The 25107-nt window shown below is 35.3% G+C and carries 23 protein-coding genes; 17 read left to right on the forward strand and 6 right to left on the reverse strand.

The features are described from left to right. Window positions 1-33: 33 nt before the first annotated feature. Genes PSR12_RS03745 through PSR12_RS03755 form a run of 3 tightly spaced genes read right to left on the reverse strand, consistent with a single transcriptional unit; the run spans window position 34 to window position 4798 of the window. Window positions 34-1845, reverse strand: a complete 1812-nt coding sequence (locus tag PSR12_RS03745; protein ID WP_257521212.1) for an ABC transporter substrate-binding protein — start codon at window positions 1843-1845, stop codon at window positions 34-36. 12 nt (window positions 1846-1857) lie between these two features. Beyond that, window positions 1858-3354 carry an ABC transporter permease gene (locus PSR12_RS03750; protein WP_221679539.1) on the reverse strand — a complete coding sequence of 499 codons (1497 nt, stop codon included), beginning with the start codon at window positions 3352-3354 and terminating at the stop codon, window positions 1858-1860. 13 nt (window positions 3355-3367) lie between these two features. Continuing rightward, complete coding sequence (locus PSR12_RS03755) at window positions 3368-4798, reverse strand: ABC transporter permease (RefSeq protein ID WP_274771684.1); 1431 nt, start codon at window positions 4796-4798, stop codon at window positions 3368-3370. Window positions 4799-4919: 121 nt separating this feature from the next. Between PSR12_RS03755 and PSR12_RS03760 the strand changes: the two genes are divergently transcribed. Both PSR12_RS03760 and PSR12_RS03765 read left to right on the forward strand, forming a co-directional pair. Next, window positions 4920-6659, forward strand: coding sequence for an ABC transporter ATP-binding protein (locus PSR12_RS03760; protein ID WP_221679542.1), 1740 nt, complete (start codon window positions 4920-4922; stop codon window positions 6657-6659). A gap of 133 nt (window positions 6660-6792) precedes the next feature. Continuing rightward, window positions 6793-7413 carry a thermonuclease family protein gene (locus PSR12_RS03765; protein ID WP_221679543.1) on the forward strand — a complete coding sequence of 207 codons (621 nt, stop codon included), beginning with the start codon at window positions 6793-6795 and terminating at the stop codon, window positions 7411-7413. A 555-nt stretch (window positions 7414-7968) separates the two neighbouring features. On the opposite strand, the gene PSR12_RS03770 is transcribed toward PSR12_RS03765, so the two are convergent. Continuing rightward, on the reverse strand, window positions 7969-8844 hold the full coding sequence (locus PSR12_RS03770) for a glycine betaine ABC transporter substrate-binding protein (RefSeq protein WP_274771686.1): 876 nt from the start codon (window positions 8842-8844) through the stop codon (window positions 7969-7971). A 219-nt stretch (window positions 8845-9063) separates the two neighbouring features. Between PSR12_RS03770 and PSR12_RS03775 the strand changes: the two genes are divergently transcribed. The 3 genes from PSR12_RS03775 to PSR12_RS03785 all read left to right on the forward strand — a co-directional run bounded on the left by PSR12_RS03775 (window position 9064) and on the right by PSR12_RS03785 (window position 11607). Next, on the forward strand, window positions 9064-9636 hold the full coding sequence (locus PSR12_RS03775) for a manganese efflux pump (RefSeq protein WP_221679548.1): 573 nt from the start codon (window positions 9064-9066) through the stop codon (window positions 9634-9636). 315 nt (window positions 9637-9951) lie between these two features. Beyond that, a complete protein-coding gene (locus PSR12_RS03780) occupies window positions 9952-10479 on the forward strand; it encodes a YceI family protein (protein ID WP_221679550.1) in 528 nt (175 codons plus the stop codon). A 186-nt stretch (window positions 10480-10665) separates the two neighbouring features. Further along, window positions 10666-11607, forward strand: coding sequence for an NAD-dependent epimerase/dehydratase family protein (locus PSR12_RS03785; protein WP_048392010.1), 942 nt, complete (start codon window positions 10666-10668; stop codon window positions 11605-11607). Between the two features lie 91 nt (window positions 11608-11698). On the opposite strand, the gene PSR12_RS03790 is transcribed toward PSR12_RS03785, so the two are convergent. Beyond that, on the reverse strand, window positions 11699-12886 hold the full coding sequence (locus PSR12_RS03790; RefSeq protein WP_274771688.1) for a tyrosine-type recombinase/integrase: 1188 nt from the start codon (window positions 12884-12886) through the stop codon (window positions 11699-11701). 66 nt (window positions 12887-12952) lie between these two features. Next, entirely contained in the window at window positions 12953-13570 is a 618-nt protein-coding gene (locus PSR12_RS03795) for a helix-turn-helix domain-containing protein (protein WP_274771690.1), read from the reverse strand. Window positions 13571-13727: 157 nt separating this feature from the next. Between PSR12_RS03795 and PSR12_RS03800 the strand changes: the two genes are divergently transcribed. The 12 genes from PSR12_RS03800 to PSR12_RS03855 all read left to right on the forward strand — a co-directional run bounded on the left by PSR12_RS03800 (window position 13728) and on the right by PSR12_RS03855 (window position 25018). After that, complete coding sequence (locus PSR12_RS03800) at window positions 13728-13997, forward strand: hypothetical protein (RefSeq protein ID WP_274771692.1); 270 nt, start codon at window positions 13728-13730, stop codon at window positions 13995-13997. 69 nt (window positions 13998-14066) lie between these two features. After that, a complete protein-coding gene (locus tag PSR12_RS03805) occupies window positions 14067-16631 on the forward strand; it encodes a phage NrS-1 polymerase family protein (RefSeq protein WP_274771694.1) in 2565 nt (854 codons plus the stop codon). 358 nt (window positions 16632-16989) lie between these two features. After that, on the forward strand, window positions 16990-17229 hold the full coding sequence (locus PSR12_RS03810) for a hypothetical protein (protein ID WP_221682357.1): 240 nt from the start codon (window positions 16990-16992) through the stop codon (window positions 17227-17229). Between the two features lie 18 nt (window positions 17230-17247). Beyond that, window positions 17248-17598: a hypothetical protein gene (locus PSR12_RS03815; protein WP_274771695.1), complete on the forward strand. Its 351-nt coding sequence runs from the start codon at window positions 17248-17250 to the stop codon at window positions 17596-17598. A 20-nt stretch (window positions 17599-17618) separates the two neighbouring features. Continuing rightward, window positions 17619-18260, forward strand: a complete 642-nt coding sequence (locus PSR12_RS03820) for a hypothetical protein (protein WP_274771697.1) — start codon at window positions 17619-17621, stop codon at window positions 18258-18260. Between the two features lie 4 nt (window positions 18261-18264). Continuing rightward, complete coding sequence (locus tag PSR12_RS03825) at window positions 18265-18804, forward strand: hypothetical protein (protein WP_274771699.1); 540 nt, start codon at window positions 18265-18267, stop codon at window positions 18802-18804. 388 nt (window positions 18805-19192) lie between these two features. Then, window positions 19193-19822, forward strand: coding sequence for a hypothetical protein (locus PSR12_RS03830; protein ID WP_274771701.1), 630 nt, complete (start codon window positions 19193-19195; stop codon window positions 19820-19822). Beyond that, window positions 19822-20292 carry a hypothetical protein gene (locus PSR12_RS03835; protein ID WP_274771703.1) on the forward strand — a complete coding sequence of 157 codons (471 nt, stop codon included), beginning with the start codon at window positions 19822-19824 and terminating at the stop codon, window positions 20290-20292. Before PSR12_RS03830 ends, PSR12_RS03835 begins: the two co-directional genes overlap by 1 nt. Before the next feature lie 119 nt (window positions 20293-20411). Next, a complete protein-coding gene (locus tag PSR12_RS03840; protein WP_274771704.1) occupies window positions 20412-20720 on the forward strand; it encodes a hypothetical protein in 309 nt (102 codons plus the stop codon). Beyond that, entirely contained in the window at window positions 20710-23601 is a 2892-nt protein-coding gene (locus PSR12_RS03845; protein WP_274771706.1) for a DUF2207 domain-containing protein, read from the forward strand. The genes PSR12_RS03840 and PSR12_RS03845 overlap by 11 nt, the downstream gene beginning before the upstream one ends. Further along, window positions 23598-24257: a hypothetical protein gene (locus PSR12_RS03850; RefSeq protein ID WP_274771708.1), complete on the forward strand. Its 660-nt coding sequence runs from the start codon at window positions 23598-23600 to the stop codon at window positions 24255-24257. Before PSR12_RS03845 ends, PSR12_RS03850 begins: the two co-directional genes overlap by 4 nt. Before the next feature lie 314 nt (window positions 24258-24571). After that, window positions 24572-25018, forward strand: coding sequence for a hypothetical protein (locus PSR12_RS03855; protein ID WP_274771710.1), 447 nt, complete (start codon window positions 24572-24574; stop codon window positions 25016-25018). Window positions 25019-25107: the final 89 nt, after the last annotated feature.

Genomic DNA, 25107 nt, shown 5'->3' on the forward strand with positions numbered 1-25107 from the left:
CCTTCTCAAATTTTGAGAAGGCTCTAATTTGTATTATTTTTTATCGTTATATGCTTTTACAAATTCTTTTACTTTTTCGCTATCTGCTTCAAGTTTTAAACCAGTATCAATTAATGGAGAGACTGTGGATACAGCTGGTTTTTTATTGCCTTGATAATAGCTAATGAATTCGTCTTGGTTAATAGAGTAAAGAATTGCTTTACGTAAATCTGCTGAATCAGAAACCGCACGGCCAGATGTATTCATTTGTAGGTACGACACAGCATTACTATCTGCCGTATTTAATGTTAATTTAGCATCTGATTTGACAATATCCAGTTTCGTTTCTGGTACTGTTTGTAGAACATGAATTTCACCATTACGTAATGCAGAAAGGGCACTATCAACATCAGAGATAAAACGGACATTGATTTTAGCAATTTTTGGCTCATATTCGCTGCCAGCTCGATAAGCAGGATTTTTCACAAACTGTGCTTCATAATCATTTTTCTTCACTAAAATGTAAGGACCACTTGCATATAGCTGGTTATTGAATGTAGCTGAACCTTCCGTTACAGTAGCTTGATCACCATAGGCAATGTCCTTGTCAGGGTTGTAGTTAGCCACATCATACGTATTAATACTTGTAACTTGTTTTTCAGATACGATACCACCAGATTGGTGTGCTAAATAGTTTAATACTTGTGGGAAAGGGGTAGGTGTTGTAATTTTTACAACTTGGTATGCACCTGCTGCATTATTAACAGCACCTTTATCTTTTGCTAATTGCGCTACAGAAGCAGGTAGGTTTTGTGATAATGCTTCTAAAACGGATTGCTCAGAGCCTGCTACTTTTTTATTTTGTAATTCAGTTAAATCAGAAACGATTTCGACTGTTTCAATGTTTTCATGAATGCTGTAAGTACGATGATCTGGTACTGAATTAGCGTCTTTCGCACGGTTTAATGAGAAGACTACATCTTCAGCTGACACTAATTCACCTGTATCAACAGCTGCACCATCTTTCACTGCTGCAAAATTGATATCATCGCGTAAAATGAAGTAATATTCTTGATTACCTTCAGCCATTACATGGTTGTAAGATAATGAACCATCTGACACAACGTCATCTGTGTCTGTTAAGTTAACAAGACGAACATACATATTCGTGTTTAATGTGTTGATTGAACCATCATTCCCTTTGATCGGGTCTAGTGAAGTAAGAGAATTGATTGTTTGGTGTAAAATTAAAGGTTCTGTTGCATTTTTAGATGTATCATTAAATTCTATTTTTTCCCAAACTTGTGCACGAGATTTTGGTAAAAGTACTGTTTTAGGGTTTACAAGTTTAGAGTAGATACCTTGATACTTATTGGAAATATATAAAGGCGCAATATAAGCTTGATCGAATACTAATAATTGTTCTAAATCTTTATATTTCGCTGCTGCTTCTTCACCAGTCAATGTACTCGCTTCATCAATCAACGCATCCAGTTTTGAATCTGCCACCACACTGTAGTCACCACCAGTTTTAAATAAACCACGAACAGCATAGTCGGGGTTCCCTGTAACTGTCGTCCAGCTTGAAAGAGCAAGATCATAGTTACCTGCTTCTTTTTGAGCAGAGAAAGAACCGTAATCTGGTTGAATATTTAGCTTTACATCAAAACCATTTTTCACTAATTGGTCACGTACAATGTTCATGTCTTCTTCAGAAGCTGCCATTCCTAATACCTCAATGGCAATCTTACCATTGCTCTTGTCACTATCTTTTGAATCTTTACTGCCTTCTACGTCAGTTTTTGTTTGTACACAGCCAGCCAAAGCTAGTACTGCAACGAATAAAAATACAAGTAATTTCTTCATAGCTACCTCCGATTAATTTGTTTTTGGATCTAAAGCATCTCGTAAACCATCTCCTAAAAAGTTAAAGGAGAGGACAAGAAGCATAATACAAAGACCTGGGAAAATCGCGACATATGAATGTGTTTCCAGGTACGTACTACCAACCTTTAAAATATTGCCCCATTCGGGAATGTGTGGCTCAATACCAAGCCCTAAAAAACTTAAACTACTTGTTGAAATAACAGCTCCGCCAATCGTTAATGTTGCTTTCACAATCATTGGTGCTAAAGAATTGGGGACAATGTGCTTGAAAATAATAGCTGCATCAGATGCACCTAAAGCTCTAGCCGATTCTACAAACTCATAATTAGCAAGCTGCATAACATTTGCCCGCATTGTACGGGCATATGTTGGAATTGCTCCAACACTAAGTGCAATAATAAGATTCACAGTATTAGCACCAAATGCGGCGATAATAGCAATGGCTAACAATATCCCTGGAATGGCATATAAAATATCGAGACTTCGCATGATGATATTATCAGTGGATTTACCATAATAGCCTGAAAATGCTCCTAATGCGCCACCAATAACTGCGGGAATAATTGTGGAGAAAAATCCGACGATTAATGATATTTGTGCCCCAAACACAATACGAGAAAATAAATCTCGACCATAATTATCTGTTCCTAGTGGGTATTCTAATGTCGGCGTTTGTAGCAATGCTCCATAATTATTTTCAGTAGCGAAATCATAGTCGAAAGTCCAAGAGCTTGTAACGGATAACGAGAACATGAAAATAATGAAGAATAAGCCGAATACAGCCATTGTATTGCGTAAAATCTTTTCCCATATTTTTTGCCATTTCTCAATAGAGGATGGATTTGCCCTTCGAGCCTTTTGGATAAGGCTATATCCTAGTAAAGTCGCAAATAGATTACCAGTGAAAGTCGCCAATAGTAGGACAATACCTGGAATGAGCATCCATTTTGGTGCCTCAGTTGCTGTGACATATTTCGTACATAATATGGCCATCACGATATAGAGAAGCGAGAGTACTAAGAAAACGCCCATTGCTAGTAAAAAGGTATCTGTTACATATGGCTTAAATAAATTCAATGCTGCAATACCTAAGATGAATAGCTGTGTTATAAAGGCATAGGCAGCAAAAGTATATTCTGCAGTCTTTCTTTTTGACACAAGCATAAATGCAAAGGATGTCGAAAAAATATTACCTGACAGTATCGTTATTAAAAGGGGATAGCCAAACATTCGAGTATTTTTTTGAATGTCACCATACGTTGCTAAATCCTTTTTAATTCGTAGATTGACGAAGGCAACATATGCCGTAGTAATGGCATAAATAACAAAAAGAAGCAGAACCACCGGTCGCCAGCTATTGCTGGAAAAATTATAGCTATAGGCTAGAAATAGTAAAGAAAACAGTAAGGAAAAGACAAAAGTAAAATGAGAATTGACATATTCCTGTGTAATCTTCAAGAGTAGTTTGACATGTAAGATGTTTTTCACAGGTGATCCTCCTTTAAGACTTCTTCATTATCGAGCGAATGCGTGGATCAAAAAAGGCATACATGATATCAATGAATAAATTGACAATCGAAATGGTGATGGCGATATATACAACGCCCCCAAGAATGGCCGGAATATCAGGGATAAATTGTTTATCGACGATATAGCTACCTATCCCACTAATGTTGAATACCTTTTCTGTTACAGATGCGCCTCCCAACATACCTCCAAAAAGAAGTCCAATCACCGTAATAATCGGAATCATTGCATTGCGAATGGCATGTTTTGAAATCACTTTGAATTCATTTAAGCCCTTAGCCTTTGCTGTAATAATGTAATCCTCATGAATTACCTCAAGCATACTTGACCTTGTCATCCTAGCAATAGAAGCCGTAATGGATGTTCCTAAGACGACAATTGGCATGATAAGCGATAGCCAATTATGAGGGTTATAGGTAGCTGGAAACCATTGTAACTTTAGAGCAAATGTCAAAATAAAAATTAAACCTTGCCAAAAGCTTGGGATGGATAAACCAATTAAAGCAATGAACATAAATGTGTAATCCAAATATGAGTTTGGACGAACAGCTGAAATAATCCCAACTGGTATGGCAATAGCAATTGCCATTAGCAACGACAATACGGCAATTTCAAGAGTGACAGGGAATTTTGTAGCAATGCTATGTGTGATATCTTCTTTACCTGCAAAGGATGTACCTAAATCAAATGTAAATAGACCGGATAATGCGTTCCATAGCTGTGATAAATAAGGTTGATCCAAACCATGAATGCGATTAAAGTTTTCTATTTGCACAGGTGTTGCTTCAACTCCGAGTAGGTTTCTTGCTGGATCAAAAGGTGATAAATATAAAATGGTAAACACCAATGTAGCCACACCAACAATCACAATGAAGCTTTGTAAAATACGTTCAATGATAAATTGCAGAAATGGATTCGCAAATAAGATAAGTACTACATAAAATAAAACAGCTGGTAGAAAGGTAAGAGCCACAAAACGTTTGTTAGTTAGTTGCTGATTAAAAAATTGGGCATAGGATAGTTGTTGAATGTCCTCTTTTTGTAAATCCTGATCCACTTGCTGTTGAAGCTTCCTTTGAGCTAAGTGTTTGGCTGTGAGCTGAATTTGTGACGCCAATACAGCCTCTTTAAAAAATGTAGCTTTTGCTATTTCTTGTTGCTCAAATTCCTTTTGCCACTGGGCAACCAATCCATGCTCTATATAGTACTGACTACGCAAAGCAAAAGCCTGATCATATGTGTTTGAATGTTTCCTTTTCCGATAGATAAAGTATGTAAAAGGATGCACTAAAATACTAAAAAGAAAAAGAAGTAGTTGATAAGGCTTTTGATGCATTAGTTTTTGATAAACCGTAGAAAAGAAAATAAATTTCTCGGGTTTTAAATGAATTTTTGAAGTAACCATGCATTTCCTCCAAACGTAAATAAAATATTCAGCATTATATTGTATAATTCCTATCAGTATTGTAAAGTATGGATTATACTTGAAAGTAAGTCAATCACAAATTTTAAAAAGGATGGGTCGAATGAGTGAAAAGCTTTTAGAAATCAAGAATCTTCGGGTATCCTTTATCACAGGGGAGACAGAATTTGAAGCCGTTAAGGACGTTAGCTTCCATCTAAACAAAGGTGAAACACTCGGAATTGTGGGAGAGTCTGGGAGCGGGAAAAGTGTTACGGCTCGCTCCATTATGCGTTTATTACCATCACCACCTTCATTTTTGAAATCTGGCTCAATTGTGTTTAAAGGGCAAGAACTCACTGAATTCAGTGAAAAACAAATGGAAGGGATACGTGGACAAGATATTAGTATGATTTTCCAAGATCCTATGACATCCACAAACCCTACTATTCGAATAGGCGATCAAGTGGCTGAAAGTTTAATTAAGCATCAGTCAATGTCAAAAAACGAGGCCTATCAACAAACAATAGAATTATTAAAACTGGTTGGTATTAGAGACGCAGAAGAACGGTATCGACAATACCCTCATGAATTTTCAGGTGGTATGCGTCAACGCGTAATGATTGCTATGGCGCTTGCTTGTAATCCCTCACTGCTTATTGCAGATGAACCAACAACAGCACTGGACGTTACTATTCAAGCTCAAATCCTAAAATTAATGCGCAATATGCAAAAGAAAATGGGAACGTCTATTATTTTAATTACACACGATTTAGGCGTTGTTGCAGGTATGTGTGATCGCATCCTAGTGATGAAAGAAGGAGAAATTGTTGAACAGGGCACAACAGAAGAAATTTTTGCAAATGCCCAGCATCCGTATACCCAGAAATTATTGAATGCCTTACCAAAACTGCATGAGAAAAAGCAACCAAAAGAGATTGCTACTATTCAGCCAGGTATCGATCGACATAAGCCGTTAATCGAAGTGACCCATCTGTCTAAAGAATTTCCGTTAGGCCGTGGCCAAACGTTGAAAGCAGTGAATGATTTATCATTCTATATATATCCTGGTGAAACATTGGGCTTGGTTGGTGAATCCGGTTCGGGTAAATCGACTACAGGTCGGACGATTCTCCAGCTTCATCAGCCTACAAATGGCGAGGTTCTATATCAAGGAATACCTGTAACAAGGCTATCGAAAAAACAGCTAAAGGCAATGCGTCGTCATATGCAAATTATTTTCCAAGACCCCTATTCATCGTTAAATCCTCGTAGAAAAATCTTAGACATTATTGGCGAGGCTCTTGATATTCATGGTCTGGTGAAGACGCATGAGGAGAGACGACAACGAGTAGAGGAATTGCTTGAACTTGTCGGTTTGAAAAAAGAACATGCCATGCGTTATCCTCATGAGTTTTCGGGAGGTCAGCGTCAACGAATTGGTATTGCGAGAGCATTAGCGGTTGAGCCAAACTTTATTGTTTGTGATGAACCCTTATCGGCACTGGATGTTTCCATTCAAAAGCAGATTGTTGATTTATTAAAAGAATTACAACAAAAGCTTGGGTTGACGTATTTATTTATTGCCCATGATTTATCCATGGTGAAACATATCAGTGACCGTGTTGCCGTCATGTATGGTGGGAAGATTGTAGAACTGGCAGAAAGTGAAGAGCTATATGCTAACCCACAACATCCATATACACGTGCATTATTACGTTCTATTCCTGTTCCAGATCCTGCAATAGAGAAGCAGAAATATAATGAAGCTGAACATGCAGAAGATGTGAAAATGCGTTATGAGGTTGAAAATAGTCAGTTAGTAGAGGTTTTACCAAATCACTGGGTAGCAGTGACAATATGATAGCTTGAATGTAGTAGCTTGATATTTTACAATAGAGACATCGTGAAACTTGTTGTCTTCCTGATGATGAGGTGCACAACTTATACGAATCATAAGTATAAGCAATGATGATTAGTTGTGAGGGACCTACTACATGAAAATGCAAGATATAAAAACATTAATAACAAGTGGCACGATTATTTTGGCTGTAGCATTGTACATGATATTTGGCAGATCACCTGCGGAAGATCAAAGTACTAAATCAGTTACAGAACAGCAAGGTACTATTACCATTGAACAAGTGGAAGGAAAAACAGGTAATAAACGCTTTGAGATAGACTATATTAAAGCATATGATGGGGATACGATTCAGGCGACAATTAATGGTGAGAAACAAAAAATTCGTCTATTAATGGTGGATACTCCTGAAATGAATTACAACAAAGGTGGCGCTCAGCCATATGCGGAAGAAGCAAAAGAGTATACGATCAATTTATTGGAACAGGCTAAGAAAATTGAAGCGGTCTACGATGTTGGACCAGAAACAGACAATTATGATCGCCATCTAGCCTACGTGTTTGTAGATAATGTCTTATTGCAGGAATCTTTATTAAACGAAGGGCTTGCAGTTGTACGTTATATTCATAAGCCAAATAATACATTTGAAGAAGCATTTAGAGCTATTCAACAAAAAGCTCAGGATGCAAAATTAAATATTTGGTCACATGAGGATTACTTCCAAAAAGATGGTTTCCACCCTGATGTAGTTCAATAATCTATAAATCCATTACTATACGCTTTTAAGTTTAATTTTAGCTAGGAAGCTGCTGCCATTATCTTATAGGTAGCAGCTTTTTATTTTAAATTTCATTTGCAAAGTTTTTAGCATGGTGAGAGGGCGATTCACTTTTATAGGGTCGTCTCTATGTATGTAATGCACTCATGAAATTGGTCGTAAAAATCTAATGTGTTCAGTACAGGGTAGTGGAGAAAGCGATCGCACAAAGGAAAGCAAGCAACCAGCAACGTTTTGTTTTCCAAACAGTGGAAGACAGCTACTGATAAATGAAAAATCATTATTATTAATGTTGACAATTTATATGATAATGATTATCACTATCATATAAAGAATATTCCTTGTTCTACAATACAGTGTAGAGAGGATGAACTTTAGCTACTTTTCTCCAGAAGTTTGCTAGTTCATTATTACGCTCCTGAAACCCCCCTCATTTTTAGGAACGTTAAAAATTGTAGACGGCTCATTCTATTATAGAATGAGCCGTCTACAGTCTGAAACTATTTACTAATGAGTAGTAAATGGGTTCTCTTTTTATGCTTGTACATCTTTCGTCCATTCGGCTACTTTTTCTTGATTGTTAGCAATCCATTTTTTCGCAGCATCTGTGGCACTCATGCCTTCCATTATATCAAACATTACACTTTCTATATCTTTAGCACTCCAGTTGAAACGGTCAAGGACACTATAGGCTTCTGGAGCATCCTCTTTTAAACCATTCCGCGCAAAAGTGCCAATATATTCTTCTGTTCCATATAAACCTTTGGGGTCATCTAAGTACTTTAAATCATAGGCATTAAAGATCCAGTGTGGTGACCAGCCTGTGATGATGATTTCTTCATTATTAGAGATAGCCTGACTGAGGGCTGCGGTCATTGCACCAGCAGATGAGGTCAAAACATTCCAACCTTCCAGATTTTTATATTCCTTATAGGCATTTTCTGTCGTAGCCATCATATTAGCTCCTGGTTCAATGCCTGTAATGGTTTGATTAGCTTGGTTTGTTAAATCTTCAATAGAATCGACATCCATATAACTTGGTACAACCAAACCAATCTTAGCACCAGTTAGGTTTTCTCCTAAGTTCTCTATCTTATTGTTGTATTTTTCTACTTGTGGGGCATGTGTTTGTGGCAACCAAGCAGATACCATACCATCGACCTCTCCGTTTGCAAGTGCTTCCCACATGATCCCATTGTCTAAAGGTGTCAGTGTTACCTTATATCCTAAATCTTCTAGTACTTGTCCTACTACATGTGTAGATGCAACCTCAGTATCCCATTCAACATATGCTAAATTGATTTCACCTTTCTCACTATTCTTTGTGTCCTCCTTTTCTGAACCACATGCAGTTAACACTATAAGGCATATAAATGCTATGCCTATTTTCAATAACTTGATGAGTTTCATATTACATCTCCTTTCTATTATTTCTTACATTAAAGTATAAATATTAACAAGTAACAACTTAATTTTATAAACAAGTTGTTACTTTTGTCAAATTGATGGTTTAGTCAAACCGTGCTAAAAGATGGAACATAAACAATTAAACTTCGTTGTGCCCATTAATTTTTTTATTGTTGACATACGATAGGTGAAAATGGAGACGGAGATTTGAGGAGGCTTAGTATGCATTGGATTACAATTATTCTAATAGGAATCGCTGCGAATTTAGATAACTTGGGGATTGGTCTAGCCTATGGTGTCAAACAAGTTAAAATTCCAATTTTATCAAATGCTGTGATTGCTGTTATGTCGATGATTGTCACATATGTCGCAGTAACAGCTGGTAGCACAGTTGTTGAGTATATTTCACCGCATACTGCCAATTTGCTAGGGAGTTTACTACTGTGTGTGATTGGTCTATGGACTTTGATGTCTAATAATTTTTCTAATCAGCGGATAGCAGGAAATCCCGAATTATTTGATGAAGATAAAAATCTAGTGATCTCAACAAGAGAAGCAATGGCACTTGGCTTTGTCTTGTCAGCGAACTGTTTAGCAGGGGGTATTGCAATAGGCGCAAATGGCATCTCAGCTCTTTGGACAGTCATTTCCATCGGCGTATTTTCCTTTATCACAGTTGGAGTAGGAAGTAGATGTGGCTCTTTACTAGCAAAAACGTTTATTGGCAAGCATTCTACAGCCATATCAGGATGGCTACTTATCATGATTGGTATTTTTGAGGTTTTTGCAAAATAATATTTTGCTGCGGCTAAATATCACCAAATATTGGTGATATTCTTTTTATTACATAGAGAGGGGTGTACCGATGACTCGGACATCTTTTTTTATATTTTAAAAATCTATTTTTAATTACTTGACGTAACTAAATTATTAATATATAGTAGGTTACAGAAAGTAATTAAAAACTTTTCATAAGCCAAGCTGTAAACAAATAAGTAACTACAAATGTTTATCCTATCCAATTTTGGGTAACATAAAAGATGTAGTTGCTTCATATTTTAAAATATATCTCGAAATCGAGATAAAATCAACCAATTGGAGGAATTTAAAATGGCAAAATGGAACATTGATTCAGGACACTCAGCAATTAACTTTCAAGTAAAACACATGATGGTATCAAAAGTTAAGGGTGTATTTGACAGTTACTCAGCAGATATCGAAGCAGCAGACCTTGCAGATTTAACAACTGCTACTATTAGTTTTACAATCGATCCAGCGAGCATTAATACACGTAGCGAAGATCGTGATAATCATTTAAAGGCAGCAGATTTCTTTGATGCCGAAAAATATCCAACGATTACATTTAAATCTACAAATATTGCTAAAAAAGCTGGCGATGAATATGCAGTAACTGGTGATTTAACAATCAAAGACGTTACAAAATCAGTAACTTTTGATACAGAATTTAATGGAAAAGGCACAAATCCATGGGGTCAAGAAGTATACGGCTTTGAAGCTGAAACAACAATTAATCGTGAAGACTTTGGTCTAACTTGGAATGCGGCATTAGAAACTGGTGGAGTCCTTGTTGGGAAAGATATTAAAGTAACGGTTGAATTAGAAATTAATCCAGCTTAAAAATAGATAGCTAGGGCATGTTTGAAGTAATCTTCAAACATGCTTTTTATATAGCTCAAAATAGATACTTGTTAATGATGCAATCTAGTAAAAAGAATTTGAGAAAAATTACCAGTAAATAAGTTTCTTGCATATTTTTAGTAATTACTGCATATAAATCATCATATTGTTTTTGGGGGCGATAGGATGAATGTATTAGTGACAGGTGGCTATGGTTTTATTGGCAGTGCAGTAGGTAGGCGTTTTTTTGAAGAAGGTGCAACGGTTTATATTATTGATAATTTAAGTACGGGTCATTTACGGAATGTTGACTTTGAGCATAAATCCTATCTTTTAAATGTTGAGGATGAGGTTTGCGAGCATCTCTTTAAGGAAATAAACTTTGATGTGGTTGTCCATTGTGCAGCGCAAACGAGCGTTCAGCAATCTATCCAGGAGCCAGTAAAGGATATTTTGACAAATATAGTTGGACTTAGCCAAATGCTTTTTTTATCATCCAAGTATAAGGTACAGCACTTTGTCTTTGCCTCCTCAGCAGCTGTTTATGGAGATAGTCACTATCCTCCATTAGAGGAATCAGATGTCTGTGAACCAATATCTATGTACGGATTAAACAAGAGCATTGGCGAAACCTACTGTGAGAAATGGCAAAAAGATTATCGTTTGCCTGTTCTTATCTATAGATTTGCCAATGTTTTCGGGCCAAGACAGCAAATGCAAGGTGAAGCAGCTGTGATTCCAAGTATGTTAAAAAGCAGTATGGCAGGTAAACCATTTACAATTTATGGTGATGGTGAACAAACACGTGATTTTATTTATGTAGACGATATTGCTGATGCTATTTACGCAGGTGTATCTGCACGTTTACAAGGCACGTATAATGTGTCCACTAATGAGGCTTGGTCAATTCACCAGGTCATCCTACTGCTCCAACACTTAAACCATCCACTTGAAATTCAATATGCCCCAGCACGAGAAGGAGATATTGAGCATTCATTTTTAAATAATGATAAATTAGCCAATGCAATTGGTTGGAAGCCTAAAATTTCTTTTGCAGAAGGCATTGAACGTACATTGCACGCGCTACAAAATGAATCATTAGCAGAAATTCAACAAAAAAGTGGATAAAGGGACAATAAAGTAAAAAAGACATATTACATTGCGTAATATGTTATGCGGGCTAGAAACCTTGTTGTATCAATATTTCTAGCCTGTTTTTCTAGTGATTAGCCCCACTTTTAGCCCCACTTGTTTGTAAACTTTGACTAAACAAAGATACAGATTCAGTCTCCATTTCTTTCAAAACATGTCCATATACTTTATAAACCATATCAGGTGTGTTACCCAATCTTTCAGCAATTACTTTCACATTTACTCCGCGATTCAACAAAATGGTACAATGTGTATGACGTAAACCATGTACAGTTATTTTAGGGAGCGATGTTCTTTTAGTAATTCTGTCGACAATTCTTTTTGATTGTCCAGCTAGAACAGGTTCAGCTGTATATTCAGAAATAAATACATACGTATTGTCATTTTCATTTAGCTTTTTTCCATACGATAACAATTTTTGTTTACACCAATTTTGATATGTCTTTAATTGTTTCATAACTAAAGCATCAACCAAAATTGTTCTATAACTATTTTTTGTTTTAGGAGAGCGAGCACCGCGATCATCACGGGTACGTTCAATTTTAATTGTATTATTAACAAAGTCGATATTTCTCCATTGCAAACCCATAGCTTCACCTTTACGAATACCAGTATAGGCGATAGTCAACAAAAAACTGTAACTAGTGATGCTTTCATTTTGTTTTGCGTCATCTAGGAATGTAACTAGTTGATCAGGAGTAAGATAATTCAATTCCTTTTTCTCTTCTTCTACGTTAGAAAAAGGTACTTTTGTAATGCGATTACGTGAAATTAATTCATTCTCTACAGCTGCATTCATAGCTATTTTGAAAATTGTATGCCACAATCGAATGGAGCTTTGGTTAAACTGTCCATAGAGTTTATTAATAAATTCACGTTCATAAGTTACTTTATCGAGCTTTTGGAGTTTATAATGGCCTAAAATAGGTGTTAGATGGAGGCGAATGGCAGCTTCTCTTTGAAGACGAGTATTAACCTTCCATTTTTTATGGTTCGTTTCATACCATATATCTAGCCATTGTCCAACAGTTAGGTTATCATTTTCTATATGTTTTGTTTCACCGCGCAGCGTTGCAGCCTTCACCTCCAGAAGGGCTTTCAATGCTGCTTTTTCTGTTTTAAAGCCACTTTTTTTCTTTTCTCTCCGTTTATTAGCAGCATCATAATACTTATGACGGTACATCCATAGTTTTTCTTTATTAGAATTGAAATAGTGATATATTTCAGGTTCTTTTGATGATTTGTATAATTTCACTCACACCATTCCTTTCTGTGCTTTGGCGAGCGTGCATACAGGAATGTGTGATTGTTTGAAATAAATTTAATCTAAATCGTAATCAAAATAATCGTCCACATTTAAAATAAGTAATTCTTCTCCATTTTTTATCTTTTCTTTATTTTTGATTCGTTCCTCTCTTAATTCATCAAATTCTTTCTTTATTTCACCATCAGATGGATAATTTTTTTCTTTTCCTTCAAATAAATGAATTAACATTTTAATTTCATTATCCGTTAATTTATGTCCATTGATATAAATTCCTTCTTTGTTATTTTTCAGAAAGTCTTCAATTTGAACATATTTTCTTTTTTGGAAAACCATTAATTTTTGATAGTACGATGCTTCTTTACTTTGTTCATCAAAATACTTCTTTTCCTCTTCAGGGGTCATGGATTCAAAAAAATCCTTTTGTTCTAAGTATTCATGATATTCACGATCTGAATAAAGTTCAGATGCCCAAGCTAATAAATGGAAGTCTATATTTAATATGGGAATGATCTTTCTTATTATTTCATAAGAAGGTTTTCTTTTGTCATTTTCGATTTGAGAAAGGTAAGGCTGGGAGACTTCTGTTAATTCAGCCAGTTTTGTAATTGTTAATCCATTTAATTTACGCGCTTTCTTTATTAACTCCCCAGCAGTTGGTTTTGATTGATTCAATTTAATGCACTCCTTTATTTAAGCATGTACTCTTATAATAATTGCAAACTATTGCAATTTCAAATAAAAAATACTTTGCAAATTATTGCTAGTGTGATATATTCGTTTTAATAAAATATTGCTGTTGCAATAAATGGTGGTGGAAGGAGAGTTATATATGATACCAGCAAAAGTTGAATTTAAAATTGATAACCAATTTATTCAAGAACAATTAGAAAAAACAATAGTAGGAAACATTCAATCAGAACTTTGGTTTGTTGATGTGGATAGAATAGCGGTACTAACAAATATGAGCAAGCGTTTCTTGGAAGACGAAATTTTCTCTGATCCACGTATGCGTGTTATTGAAAGACGAAAGAACAGAAAAAGATGGTGGCCTGCTAAAGAGGCATTAGATGTTATGAAAACAATTACAAGTGAATGGTAAAGGAAATGCTTTGGCGAGCGTGTGTACAGGAATAAACAACAAATGTCGTAACAACAAGGTGGTGAGAAAGTGGCAATAAAAGAAAAAATAATAATGACTGAAGAAAAAATACCTGAAGAATTAAAAGAACTTAAGCAATGGTGTTGCTTTAAGCTGCAACCACGTGAAAATAAAATGACGAAAATTCCAGTGAGTGCTTATGATGGCTCACCAGCAAAGAGTAACGATGAAAATACTTGGTCAGATTTCGAAACAGCAATAGAGGCTATTGAAAAATTCAATTTAGATGGATTAGGTTTTTTCTTCAAATCACCTTATTTCGGAATTGATATTGATGGTGTGAAAGAAGATATTGAAAGATTTCACAATGACGATCATGACAATAACATTGTTTCAGAATTCATCGATATGATGTGCAGTTATAGTGAAGTTTCTGTTAGTGGTAATGGTATCCACATTATTGCAAAAGGAGAATTGCCAGAAGGTGCTCGTAGACGTGGAAACATTGAAATGTACGATAGTGGTCGATTTTTTTGTATGACTGGTAATCAAATCGGGAGATACACCCGTGTGGAGGAAGATGAGTTTAACAAGATTAATTATCTCCACAATAAATATCTGTATAAACCGAAAGTAACAGACAGTCGAAATAAAATGAATATAAATTGTGGTACGAGTTTCACCGAGGATGAGCTTATAAACATTGCTTTAAAAAGTAAAGTCGGGGGCCGTTTTCAATTTTTTATGGATGGTGGATGGGAGCAATTCTACAATTCGCACTCTGAAGCAGATATGGCTTTTACAAACGATTTAGCCTTCTGGACGAATTGTGATTACGCAATGATGGATAGTATTTTCCGTCGTTCATCTTTAATGCGTGACAAATGGGATAGGGAACAGAATTCCTCTACATATGGGGATGAGACATTACAAAAAGCGATAGCAGATTGTACAAAAACATTTAATCCGGAGCCAAAAGAAGATAACTTTCAAACCATTCTTAATGAAAATAATTCGTTTGTTTTTCCAAAAGGTTACATTTCTAAAAATGGCTGTTTGTATAATATCGTCGAAAAGAAAAATCGTAACGGTGAAATTGAAGAGCAAGAAGTATTAATATGCCGTCAAACACCAATAATTACACGCTCATTTATGAATGTGGAGCATCCACAGTTGTATTATGAGCTAGCTTGGTCAGATAAGGGCAAAGTTTATAAAGAGGTTTTACCAGCTGGGGATCTTGCAATAAAAAAAGAACTACTAAAACTTTCGTATAAATCACTAGCAGTAACTGATAACAATGCAAAGAATCTTATCACATATTTTGATAGATTATGCATGGTAAATAATTTGGACCATGAATATTTAGTCGAAAGGTTAGGTCATATCAAAGACACTTTTGTACATCCGTTAGAAGGTGATGGCGTAAAAATCCTACCACCTGATATTGGTGAAAGACAAATACTTGATGCATTCCAAACGTCAGGAACAAGTGAAGAATGGCTAGAAAACGTATTTAAACCTATTAAAAAGCACCCTAAAGCCTTGTTAATGATATTGGCATCATTCACATCTGTCTTACTTCAAGATTTAAAAATGAAACCATTCATTGTTGATTTATCAGGGGTAACTTCTCAGGGGAAGACAACCGTATTAAGGGCTTGCGCAAGTGTATGGGGGTCAGAACATTTAGTTTCAGAGTGGTCTTTGACAAAAGTTGCAGCAGAGAGAAAAGCCGCGTTTTTGAATAGCTTTCCAATTATTTTAGACGATACAAGAAAAGCAGATGAAAAACAGTTACAAAGTTTTGTTTATGCCTTCTCAGGAGGTAGATCCAGAGGGCGTGGTTCTGTGAGTGGTTCCCAACGTGAATATACATGGGGAAATCTACTTTTATCTACTGGCGAAGACTCACTTAATGCATACGCTGAACGTGCTGGTGGTGTGGCAGCAAGGATTTTACCTATTACAGGATTACCATTTCAGGGAGAAAATTATCAGTTTTTCACTGATTTATACAATGCGATAGATAAATATTATGGTTCGATTGGGTTAGAGTTTTTGAGTCATTGGAGAGAAAAGAAAAATTTCTTGCTTCCAAACTTTGCAGAGTATAACGAAATATTTCAAAAGAAATCAAAGGGTAACGAAGTTATAGGGAGAATAGCTAGATATTACGCTGCAATAGTTTTTACAGGGCGGTTATTGAATGAGTTTTTTGGTTTAGAAATCGATTTACTGGAGCTTTATCGTTTGTTTGATGAATTAAATGCTGAAAATAAAGCGGTGGATAAACCTATGCAACTTTTAGAAGCAATACTATCCGATTTAGACTCTGATAGAGGCGCAATTTTTAATAACTATTTCGAACCTAGAAGTGGTATTAAAGCAATATATAAGAACGATTCATTACATTTGTTGCCTGCATATTTAAAAGAGTTTTTAAAATCAGAAGAAAAGACGATTCGGAGTGAATGGTTGCGTAGGGAAATAACAGTTCCCCAGATTAGCAAAGGAAAAACAGTTGATTATAAACAAGTCAAGCATAAAGGTAGAAATTTCAGTGGTGTACCTATCCAGCAGAAAATTGTAGAAGAATTAGGGTTTGATTTTTCGGAGGAAATTCACACTTAACTAAAAAAGGTAGGAAAAGGTAGGTAGATATCTAATTATATTCAAAACTTCCCTACCTTCTCAAACCTAGTAATATCAACAGATTGTTTGTATAGGTAGGAAAGGTAGGAAAAGTAGGAAGTAATTATATATATCGCATAAGAATAACGTTTAACTTATTATGCTTCGATATAATGATAACTTTTATTTATAACCTATTTTTCTTCTTACTTCTCTTACTTTTCCTACCATGCCATTTGAAGCCTTGATACATAAGGTTTTTGTCGGTAGGAAATAAGGGAGGAAACTTAAGAAAGTAGGAAGTATAAAAAGAGGATAACTCGCGGAAGTCCAAATAAATAATCAGGGAGCAAACATAATGGTGAAAACAAATATCGTAATTTTAAAAGAAACAACTTATCAAAAGCCAACTGGAATATATGGAGTAATCGAGAAGTGTGTAATCTGTAAAGATAAACATATTCATGCTGCAGAAGAAGGTAACGTCGTTGCTCATTGTATTAATTTACCTAGACCAACAACATATGAGCTGGTAATTGATCGGAATAATAAAGAAAACCTACGATTGGCCAAAAAACACGGCATTCCATTGAACTAATTGTGGAGGTACAAGCTCATGAGATTAGAAAAGTATGAAATTGAAGTAATAGAAAATTATTGGATAGACATTGAAGAAATTAATAAGCGCGTGAAACATCGTGAATATGAAGTTTTGCAATCTGGTGAAAATCCTGCTGAAAATGCTTTTATAGAAAGACATACAACAATAATTAATGGAATTGAGCAACTCTATAGTGAACTCGACGAAGATTTAAAAACTATTGTTGATATGCGGTACTGGAATCCAAGTGGTATTTCTGAAGACTGGTTAATCATTGCAGATCGTTTGTATATGTCTAAGAGTCAGGTGTTAAAGAAACGTAAATGGTTGATTGAAAAAACTGCTGAACGTATTTACTGGGTTTAGTTGAAAGGAGGGTGTGCTGCATGAATCAAACTACAATTTCAGAAGCATTCGGTGAACAATTGGCCATTATTACAGCTGACACACCTTATGCGATTGAAAGTGATTCAGATACTTTTATTTCCGAACTAGAACATAAAGTTAGAAAGTCTATGTATTCACTGTGGATGGATGCCAATGCGAACAAGCTAGCAAACTATTTAGAGAAGAAACAAGCAGCACACTTTGCCCAGCTGTACGAATTTAGTTATGGCATTCCTTCTTATGATAAAGATGATCCATTTTCTAGTAGGACAGATACACTTGCTTTAATGATTATCGATGAAAAGGCTGCATATAAGAAACGATTAAACCGCATTAGGCTTCAATACAAGCGCTTTAATGAGGTATGTGAATCATTAAGTGTGGAAGATAGAGAGCTGTTTATACGTTATTTTGAACATTCTCAAAAGGTAGATTATGAGAGTTTAAGGAATGCTGTTATTAAAAACATCACCTTAATTAATGAACGTTATTGGCGTGATGAGCAATTAGCAGAGGAACAAACAAAACAGATTAGTGAATCTATCGAAGGTCCAGCTCGACAAATTGTGTTGAAGCCTGATATGGCAAAAAGAAGTAGACGTCAAAATAAGATGCGTAGTTTGTTTACACAAGGGAGGTAAGGGGATGACAAGATTATTCGGACTGTATAATCCAGGTACCAATCTAAGAATGATACAAGACGCTTATAGAATTATGGATTATATTGAGCGTTTAGAAAGTATCGAGCATGACGAGGGAAGTAGTCTAGAGAGGAGGCAAGCTGCTGCAAAAGAGAAGTCGTATCAAGTGAAAGATCTAGAAGATTTAAAATCATACATGAGAAATAGTAAACATGATTTTACTAAATTGGTTTATTACAAATACATTGAAGGTTATTCATTGGAAGAAGTGGCTCAAGTGTTAGCTCATAGCTACAGTTACGTAGCTAAAATACATGCTTCTTTTACCGAGTATATGAAGCAACCAACGGAAGAACCTATTGTAAAACCTTTTGCCAATTCCGAAGAATTCAATAAATACTTGAAACAGTTAAGGGAGTTAATAAACCCTGAATATGAAACATGTTGTTCTCATTGTGGAAGCACTACAACAATTCCACATGAGCTAGCAAGAAAAATATTTGCTAATGAATCTAGAAGAGAAAGAGTAAAAAATGGAAGATAGGAAGGGGGAACAATATGAAAGAACTACGATGCACAAAATGCGGGAAGCTATTACTTAAAGCTGCCAAAGAATATGAAGCAAGTGTTTCTCAATGTGACTTAGAAGTACAATGCACACGATCAAGCTGCAGGGCTATTAATCATTACAAAGTTAAATAACCTTAGAGACTCTAGAAGTCCATGACTACACAGCAATGTGTTAGTTGTGGGCTTTTTGTTTTATTGAAAGGGGTGATTGAAATGTAAAAAGTGATATAAGCCCCCCGCCTTTCAGGGTCCAATTTTTCCTGAAAATCGGGCAACGGTGATGGGGTGTACTGTCCAAATTTTCCTTTCCTTTTTACGCGCGTGAGGGGGGAGGGGTATAAAAAACGAAAGGTGAGAAATGAATGAAAAAATCACAAACAATTAATTTAAATGAATTTTTACAGGAATCAATGAAAGCACAAAAATTACTTAGTGAATATGTTGAGGAAAAAAGACGAGGATTAGCACCAGATGAAAAAATAATGTTTTTAAAAAAAATAATCAAACAGGCCAAAACATACGAAGAGAAACAGGTTCTAGAAAAGGAACTTGAAGAACAGCGTTTCTTGTTAGAAAACGGTGAACAATTCCCGATGATGCCAACAGAGCATCGCGAGAAAATCCTGTCGAATTTAAAAATTGAAGTAGAGGAGGTAGATGCGGTCCTAAAAGAACAATATGATCTGCTTCATAAATCAGTCGATGGATTGGGCCAAATTATTACATTAATTTCAAATATAAAAAGATTAGAGGAAATGCGTAAACTTGTCCCACAAATTATTAAATATAGGGATGGAATTTTGGAAAGAAAAATGCCGAGTTATGTTCTCCAAGAACATAGTTTTATTCCTCACCATCTTATTGTTACAAAGGAAGAATTGAAAGGAGAGGACATTTCAACGGTATTAAGCGAAATGAATAATATTCGTAGAAAAATATCTAATCTTAAATTTAGTAATAGCCAAAATTTATTCTACGGAGGAGATAAATAATGACAACTTTAATTGAAAAATACCACAAATTAATTGAGGACAAAGAACAAAACGAACATATCGGCTACTATCCAGTAAAAATTCGTCCAATTTCAGAAGCTGCAAAAATGAAATTTACGAAAGAATTGACGGTAGAAAACGGAGAAAAACGTGGGGAAGGAAGACTATTTAGCTTTAGTGAAATGACTAATGCAATCAAAGGTTTTTTAACTAAAGAAAAACTAGATAATTCACCAACATTCACACGAAAGCTTGAAATCTTTTTTAAAGAATATGAAGACGAAATAGAAAACAAAAGACATTATAAATCTTTGTTAGAAATTTCAGTATCAGAGGATTTTAAGAAAAGAGGTTGGATGATTGGTGGTCATGAGTATTCAATAGAAATTGGAGATTTTATAGAGTATGAAGAAAAAGAAAAATTAACCTTCTCTGATTTAAAAGATTTACGAAATGAGTTAGTTAAATAGGTCAAAATAGTTATGATGTTGGTTTCTTTTGATAAAGATACAGATTGCATGACAATTTTAAAAGTAACTATGCGTCAGTCAAATGATTGGCGCTATTTTTAAAGAAAGTAGGTTGAAAAATGCGATTCACAATAGAGATTGATGGTAAAGAAACTCCAATGTGTGCTAGCCCTATGACAAAAAGAATTTATAGAAAAAACTTTCATGGGGATTTAATAACTAATATCGGAATCTATTCAACTGATTATAAGAATGATTTATATCATAATGAAAAGCTTTCACAAATAATTTGGAGTTTTGCTAAAACAGCGAACCCTAATCTACCAAATTATAATGATTGGGTTGATAGTTGTACCACTATACCAGTAAAAGGCATCTTTTTAGAAATACAAGAAAAATTGAAAGGAGATGATTTCTATGGCCAATAATCGTATTAAAGGGATTACGATTTCCATCGATGGTGATACAACCGGTTTAGAAGGAGCATTAAAAGATGTTAATAAGCAAGCTGGTAATTTACAAAGCGAATTAAAAGACGTTGAACGATTATTAAAATTGGATCCAGGTAACGCGCAACTAGTTGCACAAAAGATGGAGCTTTTGCAACAAACAGTACAAAATACTGAAGAAAAGTTAAATGCATTACGAGCTGCTCAATCGCAAGTAGATGCACAGTTTCAAAGAGGTGATATTGGTGCCGAGCAATATAGAGCGTTCCAAAGAGAGCTAGCATTAACAGAAGCCCAATTTAGAAATTATAGTAATCAACTTAGCACAGTTCAGATGGACCATGAAAGGCTTACAAGAAGTCAACAAGAATTGGGTACATTTTTTAGAGCAACAGGTACTGATGTAAACCAATTTTCTGATGCACTTGGTAACCGACTAACCAATGCAATTCGAAATGGTACAGCTTCAGCAGATCAAATAAACCGTGCCTTGCAAATTATGGGCCGTAATACCCTAGGGGCAAGTGCAGATATTGAGCAAATGCGTAATGCACTACGTCAAGTTGATTCTAGGGGATTAACAAACGTTAGTTTAGAGTTATCAAGAATAGCTGAAGCTGCTGATGAAGCAGGGGACGAAGTAAACGGATTTGGTAACAAATTAAGTGGTGTCGTTGCTGGACTAGCTGCTGGAGGAGGTATAGCTGGCGTTGTACAACAAGCTTTAGATGTATCAAACTTAGACACTAAAATTGATATAACCCTTGATGTACCAGAAGAAAGTCGTCAAGCAGTGCGTCAATCTGTTATGGAAACAGTAGCAGTAATTGGTGATGAGGAAACCGCACTTGAAGCAGTGCGTCGCCAATGGGCATTAAATAAAGATGCATCAGATGAAACTAATGCTGCCGTTATCAAAGGTGCTAGCATGATTGCTATGGCTTACAGTGATATAGATATGACTGAATTAATTCAAGAAACAAATGAATTATCTAAAATACTTGGTGTCAGTGGTAAGGAAGCATTAGCATTAACTAATTCACTACTTAAAGCAGGTTTTCCTCCAGATCAGTTAGATATTATTACTGAATACGGAAACCAATTAATACGTGCAGGCTATAGTGCAGAAGAAATTCGTGGAATCATGGCCGCAGGTGTAGATACTGGTACTTGGAATATCGACATACTTTTAGATGGTTTAAAAGAAGGTCGTATCGTAATGGCTGAATTCGGTGCAGAAGTTGATAAAGTTACTGCTGAAATGCTTCAAGGCACTTCAATGAATGCTAAACAAGTTCAAGCATGGGGGCAAGCAGTAGCAGGCGGTGGAGAAGAAGGTAAAAAAGCCATGCAAGCGATGGCTCAAGAATTGATGAAAGTTGAAGATGCTACAAAACGAAATGAATTAGGGGTGAAATTTTTTGGTACTCTCTGGGAAGAGAATGGAGAAAATATCACTAATACATTGCTAAATATGGGTGACCATGTTGTGTCAGTTGATGATATGGTTAAGGTATTTAATGATGATATTGCAAAAATGGATGATGATCCTGCCAAAAAAATAGCAGTAGCAATGGGGAGTATTAAAAAAGCCTTAGATCCTGTTTTTAAAGTTATAGCGGATCTAGTCGCTAAAATGGCTGAATGGGTGACAAACAATGCGTCTTTATTTGCAGCAATCACCTCGATTGTTACTGTGATAGGTGTTTTAGTAGGTGCATTCGCTGCATTAATGCCTGCTATAGGAGGACTTGTCACCGCATGGCCTGCCTTAGCTGCTGCAGTAGGAGCTATCGTATCACCAATAGGTTTGGTTGTCGCCGCCATTGCTGGGATAGGAATAGCTTTAGTGGCCGCATATCAAAGTTCTGAATCATTTAGAGAGAATGTTAATACGGTCTTTCAAGCTATAAAGGATATTGCAGTCACAGTCTTTGAGACAGTCGCTTCCTTTATCGGAGAGAAAATAGCGCAGATTAAACAGTTTTGGGACCAAAACGGTACTCAAATATTACAAGCTGTAGAGAACGTATTTAATGGCATTAAAGCCGTTATTGACTTTGTAATGCCAGCAGTTAAATTTGTTATCGAAACTGTGTGGAATGCCATTAAACAAGTCATAGATGGTGCTTTAAATGTCATTATGGGTGCCATAAAAGTATTCAGCGGTCTTTTCACAGGTGACTTCAGCAAGATGTGGGAAGGTGTTAAACAAATTTTTAAAGGTGCCATTGATTTAGTTGTAGGATGGATGACACTATCATTTTTCGGTGGTATCAAAACAATCGTTACCAACCTTGCTAAAACAGGAGTTAGCTTATTAAAAGGCATGTGGGATAACATTGCAGGATTCTTTACTTCAATGGGGTCCAAAGTATCTTCCACAGTTTCTAGTTTCTCTACATCAGTGCTTAATTTCTTTAAAAATTTAGGGACAAATGCAAGTAGCACTATTTCGAATATGGTTACATCTGTGATCAATTTCGTAAAGAATTTGGCTACTAATTTCGTTAATATAGTCTCCACAATGAAGAAGAATGTCGTTAATAAAATTACGGAAGTAAGAGATGGCATGATAGAAAAGGTAAAATCATTACCAGCCCAATTTATCTCAATCGGTAAGGATATAATTAACGGCCTTATAAAAGGTATTTCGGCCATGACAGCGAATGTCCTTGAGGCAATTACAGGTGTTGTGGATGGCGTAGTTAATACAGCGAAGAAAATGCTTGGTATTCATTCGCCAGCAAAGGTGTTTATCGAATTTAAAGCTAAAAAAGTTGTACAAGCAGCAAAGAAATTTGTTCCGAATCCTAATTTACCAAAAATTAAATTCGAACCGATAGGAGTGAAAGCATGACACTCATTTCTACTTTTGGAGATGGCCAATCAGTCTGTTTAATAAGTGGTGATACTAAGCAAGTTTTTAAGCTATTTGGAAAGACTATTAAACTACCTGATATGGAAACTAAAATTCATCGTATTTCTGATAATTTTATTGCTGCAGGCGGTGGCTTAAATGCTGTTTATGAATATGTGATCGAGGAATTGGTAGGTTTAAATTCAAACAAGGCAACTGAAATTTTTATACGCTTGAATAGTCTTGCTCATACAATCCCTAAAGAATTTGCGACATTATTTAAAATCCACAAAGAAGCATTCTTTACTGTTCAAATTATTGGATTTGATCTTGAATTAGGGAGTATGTACAGTATCACTTACAATGTGGATGATGGGGTTGAAATGTCCATAGTGCCTTCATTCGGTATAGCAGGCAGTTTAATTGCTCCGAAGGATGTTTCAAAAGCATATGAACGATTAGGAGACGTTAACGGAGCGATTAGAAATAAAAACGATATTTCCACATTGATAGAGGATCTTATTAATTACTCAATGCACTTGCAATATGAGCTAATGAAAGATTATCCAGATGATGTTTCAAACACTTATTGTTACCATGTGTTAGCCTTAGTTAATGGAGAAGTGATGCATTTTGAAGGGAGGACAGAATTGTAAAAAGAAATAAATTAAACTTTTTGAGACTACTAAATTGGTAGTCTCTTTTTGTTTAATGAAAATTACATATGTTGGAGAAAATCATATGCAACGAATAGTAGAGAATACAGACTTATTACTTCGTCTTAGTAACGACAAGGAAATATTAGATTACTTGGATTAATTTTTTCATGAATATGCAATAATGCTTCTGATATTGAATTACCCAAGTATTTAGATGGATATATAAAAATAAGTTTATTTTGCTTTAATATGTAAAATATGTAAAATGGAATAGAGGGTGTATATTTTTACAACTTAGGAGGGGCTATATTATGCGAAATAAACGAATTAATTTAGTAATAATAGCAATCGTTCTTGTCCTTTGTATAACTGGAATTCTATTTTATTCAGAATATGGAACAAAGAACTTTGGAAATGAACTCATTACAAATCCTGATAAATTTGAAAAAGTTGTTGATAGCATTTCCGTTTGGGAAATGAACGGTGGTGTAGATAACAAAAATATATTTATCGTAAATAAAGACGATGAATTATATAACGAAGTACGTAGCATTTTGAATAATTGGGAAGCAAAACGAACGTTATTCAAAAATATGGATGTCTCTAACTCTTATTACAAAATAGTTTTCACTAATAAAGACGATATTACTAATCCAATTAATATATTAATTTCCAAAGATGGTATGGTTAACATTAACGCAAGAGAATACGAACTTGTCAAAGGCGATTTAGATGAACTACTTAATATCGCTAACTAAATCCACATGTAAAAAATAAATTACAACAAAATAATAATACTAACTTTACTTTCCGTAACGGAAATCAAAATGTGTCCGTTTGAATAGAC

The organism is Lysinibacillus sp. G01H (genome assembly GCF_028872195.1).
Taxonomy (GTDB): domain Bacteria; phylum Bacillota; class Bacilli; order Bacillales_A; family Planococcaceae; genus Lysinibacillus; species Lysinibacillus capsici.